Raw genomic sequence first — 22,887 nt, forward strand, 5'->3', positions numbered from 1 at the left:
CTAATTTCTCCTTTTCCTAAGTAAATCTACATTTATATTACATATGTCCTTTTTCTTTCAAGCTTACGAAACTGCTATCTCCGATAATTAGATGGTCCAGCACATCTATTCCGATAATCTCACCTGCCTGAAGCAATCTAGCAGTTAGGGAAATATCTTCTGGACTAGGTGTTGGATCACCACTAGGATGATTGTGCGCGCATATAATAGAGGCGCTACTGCATTTTATAGCTGCTCTGAATACCTCACGAGGATGAACGATCGAAGCATTCAGGCTGCCCATGGACAATGTTTCTTGTCCAATCACATGATTCTTCGTGTTCAGAAACAGACAGACAAAATGCTCCTTTTGCAAATAACGCAATTGCTCAGTCAGAATCTCAGCAGCGTCCCCAGGACAGCGGATAATGACCGGCATATTGAACCTGGAATTCGCAAGGCGCCTTCCCAGTTCGATGCCTGCTTTTAGTTGTACGGCCTTGGCAGGACCGATACCGTTGATTTTGGTCAGTTCTTCGATGCTAAGGTCAACTAGCCCACGCAGGCCACCGATCTTCCCCAGCATCTGCTGTGCAATATGAATAGCCGACTCGCGGCGTGTTCCCGTACGCAGCAGAATGGCTAACAACTCCGCTTGACTTAATGATTCCGCCCCATAATGCATCATGCGCTCTCTAGGTCGTTCTTCATGGGGGAGGTCCCGCAGCATAATTGGTTGCGACTCCATCCCTATCCCTCTTTCCCCAGGCTTCCTACCGGCTCAATACAGTTATACCGAACTCGGATAGCATTTCGCCAAGAAGCGACAAAGGCAATCCGACTACATTGAAATAACAGCCTTCAATTCGTTCCACCAAAATGGACCCAAGCCCTTGTATCGCATAAGAGCCAGCCTTATCAGCGGGCTCTCCCGTAGCTATATAAGCAGCAATTTCCTCTTCAGTCATTGCCCTCATCGTTACGGAAGTAACACGGTGCTCCACTATAGTCTTCCCATTCGGGAGTCCGAGGCAGGCTACACCCGTGTATACCTTATGAGTTCGGCCCTGAAGTCTGGTAAGCATCGCTTTGCTGTCCAGCTTGTCCACCGGTTTGCCTAGCACAGTATTATCTAGTACAACAATTGTGTCGCTTCCTATAATGACTGCGTTACGCTCTCCGGCTGTAGCTACTACGGCTTCTGCTTTTCGCAAAGCTAGACTGCGCACGATTCTCTCCGGCGTCCAATCCGGCGGTGTGCTCTCATCAGCTTCGCTGGTAATGACCTCAAAGGGTAAACCCAGTAAGGATAACAGCTCACGTCGACGCGGTGAACCTGAGGCTAGAATAATGAGTGGTGAGTTGTCCACGTTGTAAACGTCCCTTCTTGCTCAGTAACGAGAGTTACAGTCTGCGGTACAGCCATACAGCTGTAATAATACCGGCGAGACTAAGCATGCACAATTTCAAATGAATAGTGATGTCATAGGTTATGATGTCTAAATCGGCTCGCGGAGACCATTTGAGCACAGTCGATGTTGTTAGAAAAGACAGAGCCTTTACGGGCTGCAGCAGCTTGGCGATCCAGGCTCCAGCCAGCCAGCCTAGAATTAGAAATAACAGCAGTGTTCCTACATTTTTCTTCTTCATCTCAGTCTTCCCTCGCCATTTTTTGACACCCTAATTATTATACGGTGAAACGGTGATCAATACAAACGTAAAATCCCCTACGGTAATGTTTACCACCTTTTGCCCTAAAAGTTGCGGAACGATACCCCTCTCCGAAAAAAACAACAAGCCCCCAATTCCCCGGAGACTTGTTGTTATTTTGAATCCGCAATCCAAGCATTCAATTCATAGCAGACAGCAGCTGTTTTTGGCTGGTCAAGAAGCTCAGCATGGATTCCTGCACTTCCCAAAGCAGGGCTTGCGCCTTGTTCTTGTTATATTCACTCAGTGCTGAAATTCCTTGGCTCATAGATTTCTCTAGCGCTGCGCAAATGCTTTTGGCTTCAGGCGTTATGCCTTGCTCCAGAGCTTTAACAGCTTCACTCCATTGGAGATGAAGATCACTCACAGCTGAGGTATTAGCTGCCGCATCCGTTTGTCCGCCACTGAGTAAAGAAGCGGATTGACTGCTTAGTTCACTGAGCAACTGTCCACTCACCGCAAAATAACTATTCACAGCCTCCGCATTTCCGGCAAATCCTAATCGTTCCACTCCGGGAAGATCCACCTCTCTTACATAAAGCTCAATCCCTTGATTCTTCAGTCCACTGCTGAGCAGCTTAGCTTGTTCACGGTCAGAGGACATTCCGGCATATACACGATTTCCGTCAGCAGGGTCCAAGCCCGCAGCCAAGCCAGCGTCCAACAGCTCTTGTCTAGCTTGTTCCGCGCCTGCCGGCGTACTGAATACGCCATACTGCAGCAGGTAGTAGCTTTGCGCAGCCACTTGAACAGGAATACTGTTTTTGCCAGCATCATCTGTGCCCGTAACCGGCAATCCCGAGGTTCCTACACCTGCTGGATCATTAGCTCCGGAAGTCTGCCCTGAAGTAGCCAATGTATCTGTTATCCCGGTTCCTGAACTACTATCCATGTTTCCTCCATAAAAAAAGGAAAGCGCCGCATACCCAAGCAGTAGACCTGTGCCGATGGCCCCCACCACAGACAGGGATAATTTCCACCAATACGATGGGCGACGAGTATGATATGAGCCCCCATAACCTCCCGTGTAAACCTCTGCTGATTTATCTCTGTCATCTAGTACCAAATCTGAGAGCAGATACGATTGCTGCGTATTTCTGAAATCTCTATCCTGTTCGTCCCATTCTTGCTGGCGTGGATCTACAGTTCCTGAGTAATAGTCGTAAGCATCCTCCGGCGGTGCCTCACGCGTAGAACGTAGATCAGGTTCTTGCACCCAAGTATGCTGCTGTGCTGGACCGACCTCCTTGCGCAACTCCTCTGCATATTCTTCAGCTGTACCCAGTCCGCCACTGGACCAGCGCTCCACTACCTGCGGTTTTGGCTTAGGCTCGTCCTTATTCACGTCAAATCGGAATGTCATTCTTCCGTTATTCAACAGTAACACCTCACCTCATCTAATCTATATGGAAATATATGATAGACAATAGAGAGATATGCTATTTTTATAGCCAAATGAATAATGAAAGTTATACGGATTCAGTTTACATTACATGTAACTTTTATATACTATATAAAAAGAGCTAAAAGTGTGCACTATACTAGTTAAGCTAGAAATAGGATTTTAGTTCATTACAGTTTAGGAGGGCTTTTTCTGAAACAAAAAATTCAAGCAGCAATTGTGGGCTACGGTAATTTAGGAAAAGGTGTACGTAAGGCTATTAACCAAAGTGAAGATATCGAGCTGGTTGCGATCTTTACGCGCAGAGAGCCTGGACAACTGGAAGCCGGTGAAACCGGTGTGAAATTCGAGCATATCTCTGCCGTCGAACAATATAAGGGAAAAGTAGATGTTATGATTCTGTGCGGAGGATCGGCTACCGATCTGCCAGAACAGACACCAGCTATTGCCCGGATGTTTAATACCGTGGACAGCTTTGACACTCATGCCAAAATCCCTGAGTTCTTTGCGACCGTTGATGCCGCAGCTAAACAAGGCGGAACACTCAGCGTAATTTCTACGGGCTGGGATCCAGGCCTGTTCTCCATGAACCGTCTGCTAGCTGAAGCTATTCTTCCACAAGGTAAAGAATATACTTTCTGGGGTAAAGGCGTCAGCCAAGGTCACTCCGATGCCATTCGCAGAGTAGAAGGCGTTAAAGGTGGCGTACAGTATACTGTTCCAGTACAAGAGGTTATCGAGGCCATCCGTGCGGGTGAAACACCAGAACTTACTACTCGTGAAAAACATCTTAGAGAGTGTTTTGTAGTAGCTGAGGCTGGTGCAGATCAAGAGCGCATTCGCGAAGAAATCGTGAATATGCCGAACTATTTTGCAGATTATGATACTACGGTTACTTTCATCACTGAAGAAGAACTGGCAGCTCAGCATAGCGGTATTCCGCACGGCGGGTTTGTTATTCGCAGTGGGGTAACAGGAGAAGGCACGAAACAAATTGTTGAATTTGGCCTGAAGCTGGAGAGCAATCCTGAATTTACGGCTAGTGTGCTTGTGGCTTATGCCAGAGCTGCTCAGCGTATGAGTCAAGAAGGTCAAAGTGGAGCGCGTACTGTATTCGATATTCCACTTGGAATGTTGTCTCCGAAATCACCAGAAGAACTGCGCCGCAACTTACTCTAAAATCCTGTCAACAAATAACCCGCGTAGGACTTTTAAGGGTCCTCGCGGGTTATTTGTTGTCCAGAGCGGCAAGCATCATGTCTGACAACCCTCTATACAAGACTAAGAATCTTACTCTTAACATGATTCATTTCGTAATTCTTCAACAAAGTCTCATGCGCACGATCCGCAATAATGGCGCCAAGCTCAGGATTTTTCAGTAAATTCAGTACACTTCCAACAACCTCAACTGAGGTATTAGCCAGCAAAATATTTCGGTTATGCTCACAATTCAGCTTCTCACACATGATTGAGCTAGTAACCACCGGGGTTTTTAGCGCCCAGGATTCCAGTATATTTCTAGAAACTTCGCAGCCTTCAAGGATAGGCACCAGAACAGCTTTAGACCGTCGTATGTATTCAGTAGAGGAATTTACTGGTCCAGTGACTATGACCGATTCATCTTCCTTAATCAAAGTCATGACCTCTGGGTGAACCTCTGAGCTGATAATGTAACTTTTGATATCAGGCACTTGTTCTTTAATCATGGGATAGGTTTTTTTAAAGAATACTCGGGCTGCATCTATTCCCAGTCTCATATTCATATTCCAGTGCAGCACAATTGAATTTTCTTTAATCACAGGCTCTGCAAAAGTCTCATACTCATTCATCTTGATGAAATGGGGGACAACATGAACCTTACGAGCATCGGCAAATGATAGAGATTTGAACGCTAGTGCATCCCATTCCGAGGTTGCTAAAAGTAGTCCCGTCTTATTCATTAATCGCCGTTTATTCCTACGATCCCATGCAGCATTGAGTTTATTATATGGATTCTTCCTGCTTAACTTTCCTGCCTCTCCGGCAGATCCTCCGCTTCCGTTTGCAAAACTATAGGTATCTGTGATCACACTGGCTTCTGGAAGCAAGTTCCGCACCATATCAATGCATTTACCCAATAGGACATGCGATATAAATACATGCTTGTAATTATTCGAACGGCAAAGCTCCAAAATAGTGTTCTTCATATCTTTATCTATATGACTTAAATTTGAGAAATTCCGCAGTTTATGTAAGGGGCGCAGCATTGGCCTCCAGGTCGTATAATCTTCATTAATGTTATGAACCGTAAGTGCCGTCCGCTCATTTATAGACACGGTTTGGTTGGCACTGCCGTACGTCAGCAAATCTATATCAAATTTCCCAAGCAAAATCTCGAGAATACTCCCTGTTCTCATTTCTCCTTCTAGATCCTCTGCGCTTTGATTCTGGGCTGATAGGAACAGCATTCTTTCTCGCATGACTCTGGCTCCTTGTATTTTGTAATAAAAACCCCCATCTACTAACTGAAACTTTAGATGCAGTTCAATAGTAACTCATTTCAATTAAAAGTTTTGTCGATTTATAGGAGAAGTCTAAAATTTTTTAAGTTTTTTTCTGAGTTTCCAAAATTCTATCACGATTTACCCTTATAAAACGCCACATTTTCTAAAATATAGACTAAAACCCCTTTTTTTACGCCATACATAATCATGAATTGCTCTATGGATAGAAATCGTAATCTTTAGGTAATATGTACTACGCCTCTTTGCATACAAAAAAAGCATCTCCCTCGCTTAATGTCGAAAGGAAGACACTTTAGTTGTCATAGCTTCTAACTACACAGTTCCGGCCCTTTTTCTTAGCCTGATACAATGCAGTGTCACTAAGTTTGTAAAGAGTGTTCAATGCGTATCGTTCACCTGAATCCACCGTGATGATGCCAACACTTATCGTGTAATGCAAGGGCACACCATGAATGACCGCCCCTGTAACCGCTGTGCGCATCCGCTCTGCAATCATATCACTGTTTTGTTCATCGGCTCTATGCAGCAGCACAGTGAACTCCTCACCACCGAATCTTCCGAACAGATCACCATTGCCAAGCTGCTGTTTTATTTTATGAGCCAGATCTTTTAGAACGTGGTCGCCGGTATTGTGGCCGTAGGTATCGTTTATGCGTTTAAAGTGATCCACATCCAGCAGTAAAAAAGAATACGGCAGCTTCTTCATTGCTGAGGCAGCTATTAAAGGCCGGGCGCGCTGTACAAAGGATCTGCGATTCAAAATACCTGTCAACACATCATAAGTGGCCACCCGTTCCAATTCTGTAAAGGAATCCTCCCTATAAAGCAGCATGATTCCTGCAGTTCCTAAGAACATAAGCAAATAAATCCCCAGATAAAAAAATATCTGCAGCCAGTGAGAGGTCTGTGCATTCCATCCTAACATCGAATAAAACGGTTCAAGTCCCTTGCTAACCAGCGCTAAAATTACAACAAAGTACAACAATCCTATGGTTCGCTGGAGAGAGGTCTCTCTAATCTTCACAGCTAATATATAAGCTGGCAACGCTAAGATCATAATCCCAAATAGACAAGTTGCAGCCATAACCAACCGCTCATCTGGCATAATTATATGCAGTAGCACTACGATGACAATGGATACTCCGAACAGGATCGTGTAATATCGTTCAATCCTACTCCCAAAAACTCTGAGAAGCATCAGAAGCGCTAAGCTTTCCAGCGTACCTCCAGCTAAAGCAAGCAGCATACTGATTGGAATGGGAAGTCGTGAGTCTGTGAAATCATTCAGCAAAAGGAGAATTAAAGCTGCCAGCTGCAAATATTTTGCCGTGACAAACAAGGTAGAAGTCCGTTCCTGCGCGTAACGCAAACGATAGACGACAATAAGCAATACCGTAAAGGATTGCCACATAAAGAGGCAGACCAGCAGTGTCTTGAGATCCAGATGCATGTTAGTGAATTTCACCCCCTGTATTCTCTAAGCTCAATAAATATAATTGTATCTGACCACTCGGTTTCTTCCTTCTTGTTTGGCTTGGTATAACGCTTTATCGCTCAGCTTGTACAGCTTATTTATCCAAATCTCCTGATCCGGTATGATTGTAATTACACCTATACTAACTGTATAGCCTTGTAAAAGTTTTTGTGTAGGCGTCTTCATTACTGCCTTTCGTAACACTTCAGCTTTCCGGTCACAGCTAGCTTCATCCAGCCCGCAAAGGATAACTGCAAATTCCTCGCCGCCCAGCCTGCCAAATAAATCGCTGTTTTCGAGGTTGTCCTTAATCGTCAATGCGAATTCTTCCAGAACAACATCGCCGGTATCATGGCCGTATGTATCATTGATTTCTTTGAAATGATCCAAATCCAGCAGCATAAACGAAAAGTACTCTTGCTCAGCAACTGCCTTCTCAAGCCGAACCTCAGCTTCCTCAAGAAATGCTCCACGGTTAAGGATTCCAGTCAGATCATCGTAGCTAGCGATTCGTTTCAGTTTTACAAAGGAATGCTCGTTAGAAAGTAGAATAAAGCCTGCGGCTCCCACAATCAACAATAAATACATCCCCAGGTAATATAAATACTGCGAAAGATTAGTTGTGAACACGTTCATCTCTGGCTCCCAGATCAATGCAACAATCGCGCGGAGCAGCATAATCCCTGCAAAAGCGTAAAACAATATTCCGAGTATCTTCTGAAGAGGGGTGCCTTTGGGGTTCACCGTGAGGTGGTAAGCTGGATAGACAATAAACAGTATTGACCATAATGAGGTACAGGCTATGCGCCAGCTGGAATGATGAAAGAAGATCGCAACAATACTAAAAGTAATCGAACTAAGTATGGAAAGCGTTATGTAATACAACTTTATCCGCTGACCAAGGATTCCCATCATCAGCAATAAAGCAATAATCTCCAGACAGCAGCCTAAAAGAATCAAAGCGTTGCTAAGTGGAATGGATAAAGCGCGGGGGATATGACCCCATAATAATAATGAACACCAGAAGAGCAGCTGCACCGCCTTGGAGCGTATGAATAAGGTGGATGCCCTGTCTTTAGGAGCGCTCCTCCGGTAATTGGTTATCAGCAGCAATATAAATAGATTTCCAAAAATAAATAAATACACTAACGTTTTGATATCAAGCTGGGAGTCCATGAGTCACCACCTACACGGAAAAATTGATCCTCTACTGACAGCACTATAGCACTCAATGGCTGGTTCAGCAAATACCCTATTTATTTCATTTTTTAGAATGTACATACACCGCTTAAGTATACAAAAAAGCACTTCCCCCTGCACGGAGCTCGGGGGGAAGTGCTATGGTCAAGAGAATATGAATATTCTCGTGTAGGCCTGTGTTTGTATTAACGCTTCTTCAAGCCGTCCGCCAATGCGTATCCAACCTTCCAGATATCGCCTGCGCCCATCGTAATCACTAGGTCACCTGGGGCAATACGAGGTTTCAGATCAGCAAGCACATCTTCTTTGGTTGGCAGATGTCTTGCACCAGCGTTACTGTTCTGCACAATAAGCTCAACCAGCTTCGCAGATGTAACCCCCTCAATCTGCTTCTCACCTGCCGGAGAGTAGATGTCGGTGATGATCACCTCATCTGCTTCGCTAAAGGCGCGGCTGAAGGCATCTAGCAGGAAGAACGTACGTGTATACCGCTGAGGCTGGAATACGGCAATAATCCGTTTCCCCGTTGCCTTAGCAGCACTGATTGTCGCCTGAATTTCAGTTGGGTGATGCGCATAATCATCGATGACCAGAATGTCATCGACTTCTCCGAGCACTTGAAAACGGCGCTTCGCACCATGGAATTTCACGATCGCTTCAGCGATTTTTTCAAAAGAGATTCCTGACTTCAAACAAGCGATAACCGCAGCCATTGAATTATACAGATTGTACTGGCCTGGCACGGATAGTTCAATTTGTCCCAATACTACGCCATTATGGTTCATCGTATACGAAACCTGACGGTCGCCAAGAACGATGTCTGTGGCAATATAATCTGCAGTCTTCGACTTGATGCCGTAAGTAATCACCTTACCTGACACTTCAGGCAATAAAGAAATCACGTTCTCGTCATCTGCACACACAATCGCAGTGCCGTCTTCACGGGTCTGGTTCATAAACTGTACATAAGCAGCCTTGAGACGGTTAAAATCTCCGCCGTAATTCTCCAAGTGATCTGCTTCCACATTCGTGACAATTCCAAGCCAAGGGTGATAGTGCAAGAAAGAGCCATCACTCTCATCCGCTTCCGCCACTACATAATCGCCTTGTCCTGCCTTTGCATTCGTACCGACGTTCATAATCTCTCCGCCGATAATATACGTAGGATCAACTTCACACTCTTCCATTACAAGTGCGATCATAGAGGATGTAGTTGTTTTACCATGCGCTCCGGCAACAGCTACCCCTTTACGTTCGTTCAATAAACGGGCTAACATTTGTGAGCGGTGCAGAATTGGAATCTTAAGACGCTCTGCTTCCACCCATTCCACATTATCGCTGGACAAAGCCGTAGAGTACACGACCAGATCCGCACCTTTTACTTGTTCTGCTGTATGCCCAATATAAATCTTGGCACCTTTAGCAATCAATTTATCCGTCAATTCTTGGGCAGCCACATCGGAGCCCGTAACCGTATATCCCATTTCTAGCATTACTCGGGCAATCGCGCTCATACCGTAGCCGCCGATCCCTATAAAATGCACACGTTCAGTAGTATCCAACAGTCGTCACCAGCCTTTTTCAGTATCGGGTTGCTGCAAAAGTGTACCGCGCACGTCAGAAATCAAATACAGCGTACCAGATACGACGGCAAGGTCATCCTCCGCTGTAATCGACTTCAGTTGTTGCAGCGCTTTTCCCCAATTATGTTCTACTATGATTACCAAGTTTTCCTTGGCATATTTATCCCGCAGACTTTCTGCGATAACCTGCAGATGCTCCGCGTCCATTTTGTTCTGGAAATCCGGTTCGGTCAGGATGAGCGTATCCACTATAGGCAGTATATGCTTAAAGTAGGATTCATGATGCTTATTTGCCATCATTCCCATAAGTAAATTTAATTTACCGTATTTATAGAGCTGTGGCAGGCTTTTGGCAAGGCTCTCCGCGCCTTCCGGATTATGTGCTCCATCCAGTACGATCCTCGGAGATTTACTTACCTCTTCCAGCCTTCCAGCCCAAAATGCATGACGCAATCCTTCCAGAACATCTTCATCCTCTAGCATGAACGCCATATACTGGCGCAAAACTTCAAGAACCATCATGGCTCCCGCCGCATTGCTAATCTGGTGTTCGCCTTTCATCACAATCCCAAGTTCAAGCGAACGGAAGGGACCCTTAAAGTTAAAGGTCTGCACATCCCCATGGATTCCAGTAGCTTCATAGCTAAAATCTTCTCCGGCAAGATAAAGAGTAGAGCGGCAAGCCGCCGCTTTCTCCTTGAGTACAGCCACGACTTCCGGTTGATTTACGCAGCTAACAACTGGTACACCGGGTTTGATAATCCCGGCTTTCTCCATTGCAACCTTCTCAAGCGTATCTCCCAGAATATCCATATGGTCATGGCCGACATTTGTAATCACCGACACGATCGGAGTAACGATGTTCGTTACATCCAGCCTTCCCCCAAGCCCAGTCTCCCATACGACAACATCCGGACAAGAAACACCCGCAAAAAATAGAATGGCCACAGCTGTAGTTACCTCAAACATCGTTGGTGAGCCAAATTCCGTTTCTGCAATCTCATCTACCAAAGGACGAAGGGTATTCACTAGCTCAAGAAGAGTTTCTTCAGGAATGTCCGTATTATTATATTGGAACCTGTTCGTGAACTTCGTAATATACGGAGACGTGAAGGTGCCGACGGAATAGCCGCTTTGCAAAAGTGCGCTTGTCAAAAAAGCACAGGTGGAGCCTTTGCCGTTCGTACCCGCCACATGAATAAATTTCAGCCGACGGTGCGGGTTTCCCAGCTTGTCCATCAACATCTCAATTCTGTCTAAACCTGGCCGGATTCCAAAAGGAATCAGGCCCTTGATCCAGTTAACCGCTTCGGTATATGTCGCAAGAGGGGCGGTGCTCCCGCCCCGATTTAGGTCATCCATGTCTCTTATCCTCTCAGCTCTGCTATGCGGGCAAGTACTTTCTCACGTTTGGCGGAATAATCCGCCTGCTTCGCCTGCTCCTCTTCGATAACTTTTGCGGGAGCTTTGGCCACGAAGCCCTGATTGCTCAATTTTTTCTCTACGCGTTCTACTTCGCTGTTCAGCGTCTGCACTTCTTTTTCCAGACGAGCGATTTCTTGTTCAATATCAATCAGCCCCGACAAAGGCAGAAGCAGTTCCGCTCCCGTTACTACAGCGGACATTACCTTGTCTGGCGTTTCCGGATTCAGGCCAGCTTCGAAAGAAGAGGTATTGCAGAAACGTCCGATGTAGTTGTCGTTACGAGTAATGATGCTCAGCGTTTCCTCATTGCTCGCTTTAATAATCAAATCAACCTTTTTGCTCATCGGTACATTTACTTCAGCACGGATATTACGAACTGCCCGGATTACATCCATCAGCAGGTTCATTTCCGCTACCGCTTGCGGGTTCTCCAGAGCAGCATCATACTCAGGCCAAGCAGCCAAAGTAATTGTCTCTCCTTCATGCGGCAGATGCTGCCAGATTTCCTCCGAAATAAACGGCATAAACGGATGGATCAAGCGCATCGTGCGGTCGAGTACATAAGCAAGTACGGACTGTGTCTTCGCTTTGGCTGCGGCATCCGTTCCGTAAAGCGACAGCTTCGCGAACTCAATATACCAGTCACACAAATCGTCCCAAATGAAGTTGTACAGCTGGCGGCCGGTCTCGCCGAACTCGTACGAGTCAATTAGACGCGTAATTTCACGAGAAGTTTCGTTCAGGCGGTGTAAAATCCAACGGTCAGCCGTAGTTAGCTCACCAGTAATGTCAATATTCTCGAAGCTAACTCCTTCAAGATTCATGAGGGCGAAGCGTGACGCATTCCAGATCTTATTAGCGAAATTACGCGCCTGCTCTACCTTTTCCCAGCGGAAGCGTAAATCCTGACCCGCTGTGCTGCCGGTAGAAATCATATAACGCATAGCATCTGCGCCATACTTCTCGATAACCTCAAGCGGATCTACACCGTTGCCGAGTGATTTGGACATTTTTTGTCCTTCAGCATCCCGTACCAAACCATGCATCAATACGTCCGAGAATGGTTTCTCTCCGGTGAATTCCAGTGCCGAGAAGATCATCCGCGCTACCCAGAAATAAATAATATCGTAGCCTGTTACAAGCACATCGTTCGGATAGTAACGTTTGAAATCTGCACTGTCTTCATTCGGCCAGCCTAGGGTTGCAAACGGCCAGAGGTTGGAGCTAAACCAAGTATCCAGCACATCCTCGTCCTGTTTCAGGTCGGTTAAGCCGCTGATCCGGCGCGCTTCTTCCTCGTCATTCGCCACAACCAGCTCACCGGTAGATTCAGAATACCAAGCCGGAATACGATGTCCCCACCAAAGCTGACGGGAAATACACCAGTCGCGTACGTTTTCAATCCAGTTCAGGTAGGTTCTCTCGAACCGTTCAGGTACAAAGTTAACCCCATTACCATCCTTCTGTGCATTGATGGCAGCTTCGGCGAGCGGCTGCATCTTCACGAACCATTGTGTGGACAGGTAAGGCTCAACAACCGCTCCTGAACGTTCACTGTGTCCAACTTGATGCACATGATCTTCAATAGAGATCAGAACGCCTTGCTCCTTCAGATCCGCCGTGATGGCCTTACGGCATTCACTCCGGTCTTGACCTTGGTAAGGTCCTGCTTCTTCGTTCATCGTACCGCTCTCATCCATTACGTTGATCTGCGGCAAATTGTGCCGTTGACCTACCTCGAAGTCATTTGGATCATGAGCTGGCGTGATCTTAACCGCACCGCTGCCAAACTCTTTATCTACATACTCGTCAGCGATAATTGGAATCTCCCGGCCGATAATCGGCAGGATCAGCGTTTTACCAATCAGATCTTTATAACGATCATCCTCAGGATGAACAGCAACTGCCGTATCACCCAACATCGTCTCCGGACGTGTGGTCGCTACAGTGATATGTCCGCTGCCATCTTTAAGGGGGTAACGCAGGTGGTACAGATGACCGTTAACTTCCTTATATTCAACCTCGATATCCGACAACGCCGTACGAGCCGCCGGGTCCCAGTTGATGATACGTTTACCGCGATAGATCAAGCCTTTATTATAAAGCTTAACAAATACCTCGCGAACTCCCTTCGACAAACCCTCATCGAGGGTAAAACGCTCGCGGGAGTAGTCAAGGGAAAGTCCCATTTTTGCCCACTGCTCATGAATGGTGTTCGCGTATTTGTCTTTCCAATCCCACACCTGCTCCAGGAACTTCTCACGTCCGAGGTCATGTCTGGAAATCCCCTGCTCGCGCAGCTTCTGCTCTACCTTCGTTTGTGTTGCAATACCTGCGTGGTCCGTACCTGGCAACCAAAGCGTATCGAAGCCCTGCATCCGTTTAGTACGAATCAGGATATCCTGTAATGTGAAATCGAGCGCATGCCCGATGTGCAGCATTCCCGTTACGTTTGGCGGCGGGATCACAATGCTATAGGCCTGAGCATCCGGACGCTGGCCTGCACGGAAATATCCGCCCTCTGTCCAGTAGGAATACCATTTCTGTTCTGCTGCCTTCGGATCATACGTTGTTGGCATCTCGTTTTTAGATTCATTCGTAGCAGCAGCATCTGCCGCTGTTAGATGGTTTTGGTCAGCCATTCTCTGATACCTCCACTAGTTTACTTGTAGTTGCTTATAGTTGTTAGTAAAGTTGCTGTATAGAGCGCACAGGTCTCTGAAAAAAACAAAAAGACCCCTCGTCTCAAAGGACGAAAGGTCATTCTTTCGCGGTACCACCTTTGTTTCGCGCCAATGAAAAATAAAACTACACTTCTTACCCTACGGATTCAGAAGCTTAGCGCGACACTCGTACAGATAACGGCTGCTACCGGCCACAACCTAACTTATCCTTCACAGGTATGAAGATAAGCTCAGAAGGGCGACTCCGGGGCGACTTCGGGGGCTGTTTCCTACGGAATGTCACAGCACTTGCAATTCCGCTCTCTGAAGGGCTGACCGCCTACTCTTCCCGTTCCCAGTCTTTACTTAGATATTGCTTACTCCATAATACATTTTGAGCCCCCCCTAGTCAACCTGGATACGCCTTTGCAGCGGGACTTTAGGCTGAATTTCGACTTATTTCTTCTGAAGCATCCCTTCCAACAATGAAACAGCAAAAATCCCGATCCTAATACCTGATCGGGATTCACCTATTCATGTGTGTACGCATCACGATTCGATTACGGGATGTACAACACTTGGCCTTCCTCTACACTCTGCCCGGATAAGCGATTATACATTACCAGCTCCCGCGCACTTAGCTGATACTTCTCTGCTATGGTATCCAGTGTTTCTTCACGCTGCACAATACACAGCCGAACTTTGCGGAACATGTTAGCTCCATCCGCGCTGGCAATGAATCTGCTCTTCCATTCCGTATTATTGCCAACCTCTGGAACGTCCACTGCTGCAGATGTATTTCCTTCCGACTGCAGAGCTTCCTGCTCTTTACGGACACGACTGGAGCTTAGTAAAGAAGAGAAGGTGAGATGTTCTTTTTCCGGAATTTCTGCTTCTTTTTTACTGCCCAAGGCGATCTTAAGATCTTGTTTCTCCTCATGAGAAGCCACACTCTCTTGTGAAACAAAAACTTCGTTCGCATTCTCATTAATCGGCGCAGTATTCTCTTCTTGCTTAGGAAGCTCATTATTAGCCTCATTTTCAGAAGCGAACACAGGGATATCCTGAATTGCATCTGCACTAACGGCTAGAACAGCGGTCTCTCTAGGAGTAAAATATTCCTCTGCCGACTGTTGGTTCTCTTCGCTCACATAGCTTGCTTGATTCAGCTGAGACACCTCAACCTCTTTGTTCTGGGCCTCGGCTTTAAACCAGTAATCGGATAAACCCGCTTTAGCATCCTCAACTTGGGACTCCAGACTATGTGTCCGTGCTTTAGCTCCCTTGTCCTTCTCCTGACCGGATGAGAAATTGACTACAGGGGACGTATGAGCGGCTCCACTTGAGACTAATGATTCTTCTGCTTCCTGTTCATTCGCTTCGGCATGCTCATGTTCTTCTACAGCAACCTGTGAGGCATCCTCACCAAAGGTCCACTGTGAATTTTCATAAAGTGCATCATTTTCCTGTTCTTGTAGCTCCGCAGTAGCTTCTACCCTGTCATCATTCACAGGAGAATAGGCGACTGTATACTCCTCTTGCTGCCAGGCTGGTTGAGGTTGAGGGTCCGCACCACCGATCCCCCGCAGCGATAATACGCCTGTTATATTCACAGTGCGCATCGTGAGCAGATCGATATCAAAATTCTCAATCTCTACCCCAATATCTTCAATCGAGCTGACGCGTGTAAGCGGAACAGTGATTTCCACGGGAATGGCATGCTCCAGACGTTGTGTTCGGTCATCTTCACTCCGGTAAAGCCCGGTAAGCAACAGCTGACCATATAACTCGGCACGATCCTCCCGCTGAATCACCTGAATTTCCGGAAGTAGTTCAACCTCCTCCAGCTCAGCTATTCCCGGAAGCTCTTCCGAAAGGTGAATGCGTTCGTAAATATCAAACCGCAAGCCGTGGGACTGATCAAACACGGGATATGTCCTCCTTCTTGGCATAATCTAACCCTGAGACAGGCCCAGAGCATAAGCCCAAAATGTTACTCCCCACATGTATATGCTTCAAACAGAGAGGCATGACAACTTTGGTAGTACTAACCGGACAGGATGCTAATAAATTTCATGAATTTAAGAGCTCACCAAACCTTCAGCCTGCTGATAGATGCACTACTTCGTAAGAACAAAGTATTATATGCTGCTTTTATTAATAAGACATGGATAGATGTTTTTTTTCTGAAAAAATAGAAAAAGAACAGCAGAACCAGCTTTTGCTGATTCTACTGTTCCTTAGCCACTTACGTATCTGTCAGGGTGCTTCAGACAGCAGCTCTCGCAGCTGCAGCATATCCTCCGGCCACGGATCGCTGACTTCCAGCTGTTCTCCGCTCCAAGGATGGCGGAAGGACAATGCCTCGCCATGCAGGGCATGGCGGCCGGCAGCGCTGGAAGCCCAAACCGGACCGCCATATAGTTCATCCCCATACAAGGGATGACCCATATGGCTGAGATGAACGCGAATCTGATGCGTCCGTCCAGTCTCCAGCTGCACATGCACCAGGCTTCCGCCATGCAGTGCCTCGCGCTGGATGATTCGCGTCACGGCAGATTGTCCGCCGGGCGAGACCCGTCTGCGCGCAGCGTGATGCCGATCGCGCCCAATCGGGGCATCGATCACCTTAAGCGCAGGCGGCACGATGCCTTCAACGATCGCGGCGTAGTGCCGCGAGATGCTTTTTTCACGCATATTCTCGTCCAGGACTAACTGTGCGAACTCATTTTTCGCATACATCACCGGACCCGTTGTATCTTTGTCCAAGCGGTGAATATGGCGCACAGCCACATTTTCGCCGGAAGTGATATAATGCGCAGCTACGAGGTGATCCAGAGTTACACCTGTTCCACTGCCATCGGGATGTACCGCCAGCCCAGCTGGTTTATGAGCTACCAGGCAAAAATCATCCTCATACAGCACCTCAAGCTCTTCCCATATCGGTTCAAGCCCCGCTTCACGATCGGGAAAAAGCGCCAGCCGAAGCCGGTCGCCTTTCCACTGAATGCCTCCCTCGCGGCGTAACCGCAGATGAAGTTTCTCGGGCATGCCTACAGTTTCTAACAGCCACTTGTCAATCGTTGACTGCGTATCCTCGGCTCCAGTAATGATTTTGCCGGGTGTTACCTCCAGCCACTCTCCACGCCGGGTCCAAGCGCCACCACCGGTTCTTTCTCCGGCTCCGATGCTCAAAGGGCCTTCAGGGCATTATAATGGCCCTCAATGGTATCATCAATATCTTGCTCACTATGTGCAGCCGATATGAACATCCCCTCAAACTGTGAAGGTGGCACACTGATGCCTTGGTTTACCATATGACCAAAATAACGACGGAAAAGATCCGTGTCACTGGACTTAGCCGTTTCAAAATTGATTACAGGTCCTTCAGTGAAGAACGGACAAACCATCGATCCCACCCGGTTGATAGTGAGCGGAATGCCAGTCTCAATTGAATTCTTTTTCAAACCCGCTTCCAGACGTGCACCCAATTGCTCCAGACGATCATATACTTCCGGGGTCAACAGCTTGAGCGTAGTATATCCGGCTGCCATCGCTAATGGATTACCACTAAGTGTGCCCGCCTGATAAATCGGTCCAGTAGGAGCGATTTGCTCCATGATCTCTCTTTTGCCGCCATAAGCACCCACTGGAAGTCCGCCGCCGATAACTTTGCCAAAACAAGTAATATCCGGAGTAATCCCGAACAAGCCTTGAGCACAACCACGATTAACACGGAAGCCTGTCATAACCTCATCAAAAATAAGCAGCGAACCATTGTCGGAAGTTAATTTACGAAGCCCTTCCAGGAAGCCTGGAAGCGGTGGAACAACGCCCATGTTGCCGGCAATCGGCTCTACGATCACTGCGGCAATCTCATTGCCAAAACGTTCGAAAGCAATCTGAGTGGACTCCAAATCATTGTAAGGAACCGTAATGGTATTCATTGCAACGCCTTCTGGGACACCCGGGCTATCCGGCAAGCCCAATGTAGCTACACCAGAGCCAGCCTTAATAAGCAGACTATCGGCGTGACCGTGGTAGGAGCCTTCGAATTTCAAGATTTTGCTGCGTCCAGTGTAACCACGTGCCAAACGAATCGCGCTCATCGTAGCTTCCGTTCCAGAGTTAACCATGCGTACGATATCTACAGATGCCACTCGTTCAACAACGGTTTTTGCCATTTCCGTTTCCAGTAGCGTTGGAGCGCCAAAGCTTGTCCCTTTTATCGCCGTCTCCTGCAATGCCTTCACAACCTCGGAATGCGCATGACCCATAATCAGCGGACCCCATGAGAGCACATAGTCGATAAAGCTGTTGCCGTCGATATCAAAAATACGCGAACCTATCCCATGATCCACATAAATCGGAGTCAGACCTACGGATTTAAACGCCCGTACAGGGCTGTTCACCCCGCCGGGAATATATTGTTTTGCTTCAGCAAAAGCCTTCCGGGACGCTTCCTCTTTACGCGCCATTGGCACATTACTCATGTATCTTCACTCCTATTCTCTTCTTGGTTACACAAGCTTGTACAAACATATATTAGCTGCCGCGATGTCGGTGTGATGAAGATTAGCCGCGCAGCCAGCGGGCTGCATCTTTTGCAAAATAAGTAATAATAATGTCCGCACCAGCACGTTTCATGCCCGTCAGCATTTCCAGCACAACGGCTTGCTCGTCGATCCAGCCTTGCAATGCCGCTGCTTTTACCATGGAATATTCTCCACTCACATTGTAAGCCACCAAAGGAAGATCAAACTGATCACGAATCGTACGAATCACATCTAGGTAAGCCAGAGCCGGCTTCACCATTAACATATCCGCGCCTTCCAGCACATCAGATTCTGCTTCACGGAGTGCTTCGCGCAGATTGGCAGGGTCCATTTGATACGTTTTGCGATTCCCGAACTGTGGTGCTGAATCCGCTGCTTCGCGGAAAGGGCCATAAAATGCCGAAGCATATTTGACCGAATACGACATAATCGGCACATGCTCAAAGCCGTTCTCATCAAGTCCCGCACGAATTGCGTGAACAAATCCATCCATCATGTTGGAAGGGGCGATAATATCTGCTCCAGCTTTTGCTTGGGATACCGCCGTACGAGTCAAAAGCTCCAGCGAGGCATCGTTGATAACATCGCCATGGACCACACCATTCACCGTATGCGTATGCACCATTCCACAATGTCCGTGATCCGTAAATTCACAAAGGCAGGTATCTGCAACGACCAACAGCTCTGGGTACCACTGCTTGATCAAGCGAGTAGCCTCTTGCACAATTCCATCCTCTGCAAAACCGGAAGAACCGATAGCATCCTTCGTCTCAGGAATCCCGAACAACAATACAGCCGGGATGCCTAGTGCGGCAATCTCGTCCACTTCTGCTTTTAACGTATCCAGCGAAAAATGATACACACCCGGCATCGAGCTAATCTCATTCTTCACACCTGTTCCATAAGTCACAAAAATAGGCTGTACCATATCCAGCACATTCAGTATCGTCTCCCGCACCATGCCACGAATTCCAGCAGAGCCGCGCAAACGGCGGTGACGTGTAATTGGAAAGCTCATTTGTTCATCCTCCTGAAAAATAAAATATAAAACCAAATTATGTGTCTGGCAGCAAACTACAACTAGCCGCAGCCAAGTCTAAATTAGCTACAACCAAACCGCCGACCACAGGCTAACTGCGTATAGTTGTAGTTTGTGCAACTATCTCGATGTTTTGTCCTAATTGTAAGCTTTAGTTGCATTCTCTACAGTTATTTATTACAAAAGTGCGAAGATTCCTCATTTAGCGGATATTTAATTGCACATACTGCAACTAAACTCGGCTTTAGCTGATATATAGGAAATTTAATTGTATAAAGTACAACTAAACCTAAACCTCAAGCAGATCTGCTCACATTAACCTACTGCATATTCTCTACATACCAGTTAGTTTACAACCAAATATTATCCTCCGGACTCCATAAGTCACTACGTTCGGAGTTCAATTTATATGTTACTTGAAGGTAGCGATGTGGCACTTTTGAGCGTAGATATAACGGCGAGTAAACCAACAAATGTTAGTTAGTAAAAGTAACCGCGAACTCATTAATAACTACCAACTCACATGTAACCACGAACTATTTAGTAACTATGAACAAACTCTAAACTCACATGTACCTACGAACTATTTAATAACTACCAACTCACATGTAACCACGAACTATTTAGTAACCACGAACAAAACTCTAGCCTGTAATGTAACTAATTATAAGCTGAGCGCTATATTTCTAAGCAGGCACTGCCTTTCTCCGTAGAACAGCTACTACTCTCCCCGCGGAGTAATCAGCTTTTACCTTCCCACCAGAAAGCAAGCTACGTAAGTTAAGCTCACCAGTAAACTATTGCTTCGTTCTATCCTCGATCCGAGCGCTACTGCAGCTGAGTCTCCGCATTCCAGCGGCAGAGCTCCTGCACCAAACTATCTATGGTTGCCTCTTCAGGCAAGAGTCCCGGTGTCAGTCCCGCGTCTACCGCAGTCTGCTCCGTTAACGGGCCGATGCAGGCGATTTTCACATTTGCAAGCAGCGGGAGCGGATCTTCAAGCCCCATCCGTTTCAGGATGTGTATGAAATTACGCACGGTTGACGAGCTGGTGAAGGTTACCGCGTGAACGCGACCTTCCTCTAGCAGCTTCAGCAGCTCGTCGTCATCCTCACCAGTGACAACCGTTTCATAAGTATCCACGTCTGTCACCTGAATGCCAAGCTCTCTCAGCTTGTCCGGCAGCCAGTCCCGCGCCAGATCGCCGCGCGGCAATAGCACGTTCTGCCCCGGCAGCAGCTGGGGACCGAACGTCTCAATCAGACCTTCCGCCTGAAACTTTGCCGGAAGTTCTTCAGCAATCACCCCGCGCTGCGCCAGCGCGGCGGCTGTGCCTGGCCCCACCGCTGCAATACGCGCGCGGTGTAGCCCGCGAATGTCCGCCCCCAGCTCCGCCAAGTGGCGCCAAAAAAACTCCACGCCGTTCGGGCTAGTGAAGAATACCCAGTCGTACGATTCCAGCGCGCCAAACGCCGCTGCAATCTTCGCCTTCTTCTCTGCCCCTTCCGGCATGATCGTCTCGATCACCGGGAACTCGTAGGGTTCCCCGCCGAGTTCTTCAATTCTATCCACCAGCTCGCTTGCTTGGCTGCGAGCCCGTGTCACCACGATGCGTTTGCCGAATAACGGCATCGCCTCGACCCACTTCAGCTGCTCACGCTGCAGCACCACGTCGCCGACGACGATGACTGCCGGCGGCTGAAAATCCGCCGCCTTCACCTTCGCCTCAATATCGGCGAGGGTTCCCGTCAGCGTCTCCTGATCCGCGCGGGTGCCCCAGCGCACAAGTGCCACTGGTGTTTCTGGCGGCCGCCCGTGCTTGATCAGCTGAGCGCTGATGTAACCTATTTTAGCTACGCCCATTAGAAACACTAACGTTCCCGTGGCGTTCGTTACTTTATCCCAATGAATGGAATGATCCAGTTTATCCGGACTTTCATGCCCGGTGATAATCGACAGGGAAGAGGCATGATCGCGGTGCGTAACAGGTATACCCGCATAGGCAGGTACACTGATCGCTGACGTGATGCCCGGTACGATTTCGTAATAGATCCCATTTTTGCGCAGCAGCTCCGCTTCTTCACCCACCCGGCCAAAAATCGTAGGGTCCCCACCCTTAAGCCGCACCACTGTTTTCCCCTGTAAAGCCAAATCAACTAACAATTGATTAATCTCTTCCTGCTTCATCGTGTGGCGATCCGGCAGCTTGCCTACATAAATCTTCTCCCCGCCGGGTTTCATGCATTTCAGCAATCTAGGACTTGCCAAGCGATCATACACCAGTACGTCGCTTTTTTGGATACACTCGAGGCCTTTCACAGTAATCAGCTTTGCGTCCCCGGGACCTGCACCTACCAAATAAACCTTCCCCGTCAATCCACTCATCCCCTAACGTCTGACAGTATCTTCTCCGCTCCTCTTGCAATCAGCTTTTTAGCGACTTCTTCGCCGAGCTGTACCGGGTCAATCCCCGTGCAAGTTTCTTTCAAAATCGTTGAACCGTCCGGTGTTCCCACCATCCCCGTTAACGAGATTACTTTGTGCTCAGCGGTAGCAGCTTTGGCGGCTGTGTCAAGCACCGCATGAGCACCAATCGGCACTTGGCAGCCGCCATTCAGCACGCCAAGGAACGTGCGCTCCGCCGCTACCGTTAATGCCGTATCGGCGTCGTTGTATAATGCCAGCAGCTTCCGCAGGTCAGCGTCATCTGCGCGGCACTCGATGCCGAGTGCGCCCTGCCCTACAGCGGGCAGGCAAACCTCCGGCGGCAGGTAGGCGCTCACGCGATCCTGCCAACCCATGCGCGACAGCCCCGCCGCTGCCAGCAGGATTGCGTCGTATTCGCCGCTCTCCAGCTTGCGCAGCCGCGAGTCAATGTTGCCGCGCACGGGCTCAATGACCAGATCAGGCCGCAGCGCAGCGAGCTGGCTGGATCGGCGTAGGCTGCTTGTGCCTACGCGTGCACCCTGAGGCAGCTCGTCTAGCGAGACGCCTCCGTTAGAGATCAAAACATCACGCGGATCGACACGCTTCGGCACAGCACCATTGATCAACCCATCCGGTAACTCGGATGGCATATCCTTCATGCTGTGCACCGCCATGTCGATTTCTTTTTCCAGCATCGCTTGCTCGATTTCTTTCACGAACAACCCTTTGCCGCCTACCTTCGATAAAGTAACGTCAAGAATGCGGTCACCTTTGGTGACGATCTTTTTCACTTCAAAAGTAAAACCAAAACCATGCTCCTCGCTAAGTCGCTCCAGATCAGCAATCACATGTCCCGTTTGCGTCAACGCAAGCGCGCTCTGTCTACTCCCCACTATAACCTTACGCATTTATCCATTCCTCCTGG

General features: G+C 47.9%; 17 protein-coding genes and 1 other annotated feature. Of the genes, 1 reads left to right on the forward strand and 16 read right to left on the reverse strand.

The window, feature by feature from the left end:
• Positions 1 to 37 precede the first annotated feature (37 nt).
• The 4 genes from radC to NST25_RS24705 form a co-directional block, all read right to left on the reverse strand.
• A complete protein-coding gene (gene radC, locus NST25_RS24690) occupies positions 38 to 727 on the reverse strand; it encodes a DNA repair protein RadC (protein WP_036685147.1) in 690 nt (229 codons plus the stop codon).
• A 25-nt stretch (positions 728 to 752) separates the two neighbouring features.
• Positions 753 to 1,349 carry a Maf family protein gene (locus NST25_RS24695; RefSeq protein ID WP_076186081.1) on the reverse strand — a complete coding sequence of 199 codons (597 nt, stop codon included), beginning with the start codon at positions 1,347 to 1,349 and terminating at the stop codon, positions 753 to 755.
• Positions 1,350 to 1,383: 34 nt separating this feature from the next.
• The gene (locus NST25_RS24700; protein WP_036685144.1) at positions 1,384 to 1,629 is read right to left on the reverse strand and encodes a DUF4321 domain-containing protein; all 246 of its coding nucleotides are present in this window, start codon (positions 1,627 to 1,629) and stop codon (positions 1,384 to 1,386) included.
• A gap of 199 nt (positions 1,630 to 1,828) precedes the next feature.
• On the reverse strand, positions 1,829 to 3,067 hold the full coding sequence (locus tag NST25_RS24705) for an SPOR domain-containing protein (RefSeq protein WP_076194477.1): 1,239 nt from the start codon (positions 3,065 to 3,067) through the stop codon (positions 1,829 to 1,831).
• Between the two features lie 216 nt (positions 3,068 to 3,283).
• On the opposite strand from NST25_RS24705, the gene NST25_RS24710 reads away from it, so the two are divergent.
• Positions 3,284 to 4,270 (forward strand): diaminopimelate dehydrogenase, encoded by a 987-nt coding sequence (locus NST25_RS24710; protein ID WP_038573038.1) that lies wholly within the window; start codon positions 3,284 to 3,286, stop codon positions 4,268 to 4,270.
• A 92-nt stretch (positions 4,271 to 4,362) separates the two neighbouring features.
• On the opposite strand, the gene NST25_RS24715 is transcribed toward NST25_RS24710, so the two are convergent.
• From NST25_RS24715 to hemC, 12 genes are all read right to left on the reverse strand, one after another.
• Positions 4,363 to 5,550, reverse strand: a complete 1,188-nt coding sequence (locus NST25_RS24715) for a glycosyltransferase (protein ID WP_340392681.1) — start codon at positions 5,548 to 5,550, stop codon at positions 4,363 to 4,365.
• A 337-nt stretch (positions 5,551 to 5,887) separates the two neighbouring features.
• Positions 5,888 to 7,045 carry a GGDEF domain-containing protein gene (locus NST25_RS24720; RefSeq protein ID WP_076280013.1) on the reverse strand — a complete coding sequence of 386 codons (1,158 nt, stop codon included), beginning with the start codon at positions 7,043 to 7,045 and terminating at the stop codon, positions 5,888 to 5,890.
• 33 nt (positions 7,046 to 7,078) lie between these two features.
• On the reverse strand, positions 7,079 to 8,245 hold the full coding sequence (locus tag NST25_RS24725; RefSeq protein ID WP_076129397.1) for a GGDEF domain-containing protein: 1,167 nt from the start codon (positions 8,243 to 8,245) through the stop codon (positions 7,079 to 7,081).
• Between the two features lie 209 nt (positions 8,246 to 8,454).
• Complete coding sequence (murC, locus tag NST25_RS24730) at positions 8,455 to 9,831, reverse strand: UDP-N-acetylmuramate--L-alanine ligase (RefSeq protein WP_036685137.1); 1,377 nt, start codon at positions 9,829 to 9,831, stop codon at positions 8,455 to 8,457.
• Between the two features lie 6 nt (positions 9,832 to 9,837).
• Positions 9,838 to 11,214, reverse strand: coding sequence for a folylpolyglutamate synthase/dihydrofolate synthase family protein (locus NST25_RS24735; RefSeq protein WP_076129399.1), 1,377 nt, complete (start codon positions 11,212 to 11,214; stop codon positions 9,838 to 9,840).
• Positions 11,215 to 11,219: 5 nt separating this feature from the next.
• Positions 11,220 to 13,919, reverse strand: a complete 2,700-nt coding sequence (locus NST25_RS24740; RefSeq protein WP_076297113.1) for a valine--tRNA ligase — start codon at positions 13,917 to 13,919, stop codon at positions 11,220 to 11,222.
• A gap of 103 nt (positions 13,920 to 14,022) precedes the next feature.
• Positions 14,023 to 14,306: a binding site (T-box leader), on the reverse strand.
• Positions 14,307 to 14,500: 194 nt separating this feature from the next.
• On the reverse strand, positions 14,501 to 15,868 hold the full coding sequence (locus NST25_RS24745; RefSeq protein WP_248549651.1) for a LysM peptidoglycan-binding domain-containing protein: 1,368 nt from the start codon (positions 15,866 to 15,868) through the stop codon (positions 14,501 to 14,503).
• A 331-nt stretch (positions 15,869 to 16,199) separates the two neighbouring features.
• Entirely contained in the window at positions 16,200 to 17,135 is a 936-nt protein-coding gene (locus NST25_RS24750; RefSeq protein WP_340392682.1) for an RluA family pseudouridine synthase, read from the reverse strand.
• The gene (hemL, locus tag NST25_RS24755; protein ID WP_340394464.1) at positions 17,132 to 18,418 is read right to left on the reverse strand and encodes a glutamate-1-semialdehyde 2,1-aminomutase; all 1,287 of its coding nucleotides are present in this window, start codon (positions 18,416 to 18,418) and stop codon (positions 17,132 to 17,134) included. The genes NST25_RS24750 and hemL overlap by 4 nt, the downstream gene beginning before the upstream one ends.
• Before the next feature lie 97 nt (positions 18,419 to 18,515).
• A complete protein-coding gene (gene hemB / locus NST25_RS24760; protein ID WP_076129402.1) occupies positions 18,516 to 19,514 on the reverse strand; it encodes a porphobilinogen synthase in 999 nt (332 codons plus the stop codon).
• Positions 19,515 to 20,363: 849 nt separating this feature from the next.
• Positions 20,364 to 21,911, reverse strand: a complete 1,548-nt coding sequence (gene cobA / locus NST25_RS24765; protein ID WP_340392683.1) for a uroporphyrinogen-III C-methyltransferase — start codon at positions 21,909 to 21,911, stop codon at positions 20,364 to 20,366.
• A gap of 5 nt (positions 21,912 to 21,916) precedes the next feature.
• A complete protein-coding gene (gene hemC / locus NST25_RS24770; RefSeq protein WP_076129403.1) occupies positions 21,917 to 22,870 on the reverse strand; it encodes a hydroxymethylbilane synthase in 954 nt (317 codons plus the stop codon).
• Between the last annotated feature and the right edge of the window lie 17 nt (positions 22,871 to 22,887).

The sequence above is a fragment of the Paenibacillus sp. FSL E2-0190 genome (assembly GCF_037992965.1).
Classification (GTDB): Bacteria; Bacillota; Bacilli; order Paenibacillales; family Paenibacillaceae; genus Paenibacillus_AQ; species Paenibacillus_AQ odorifer.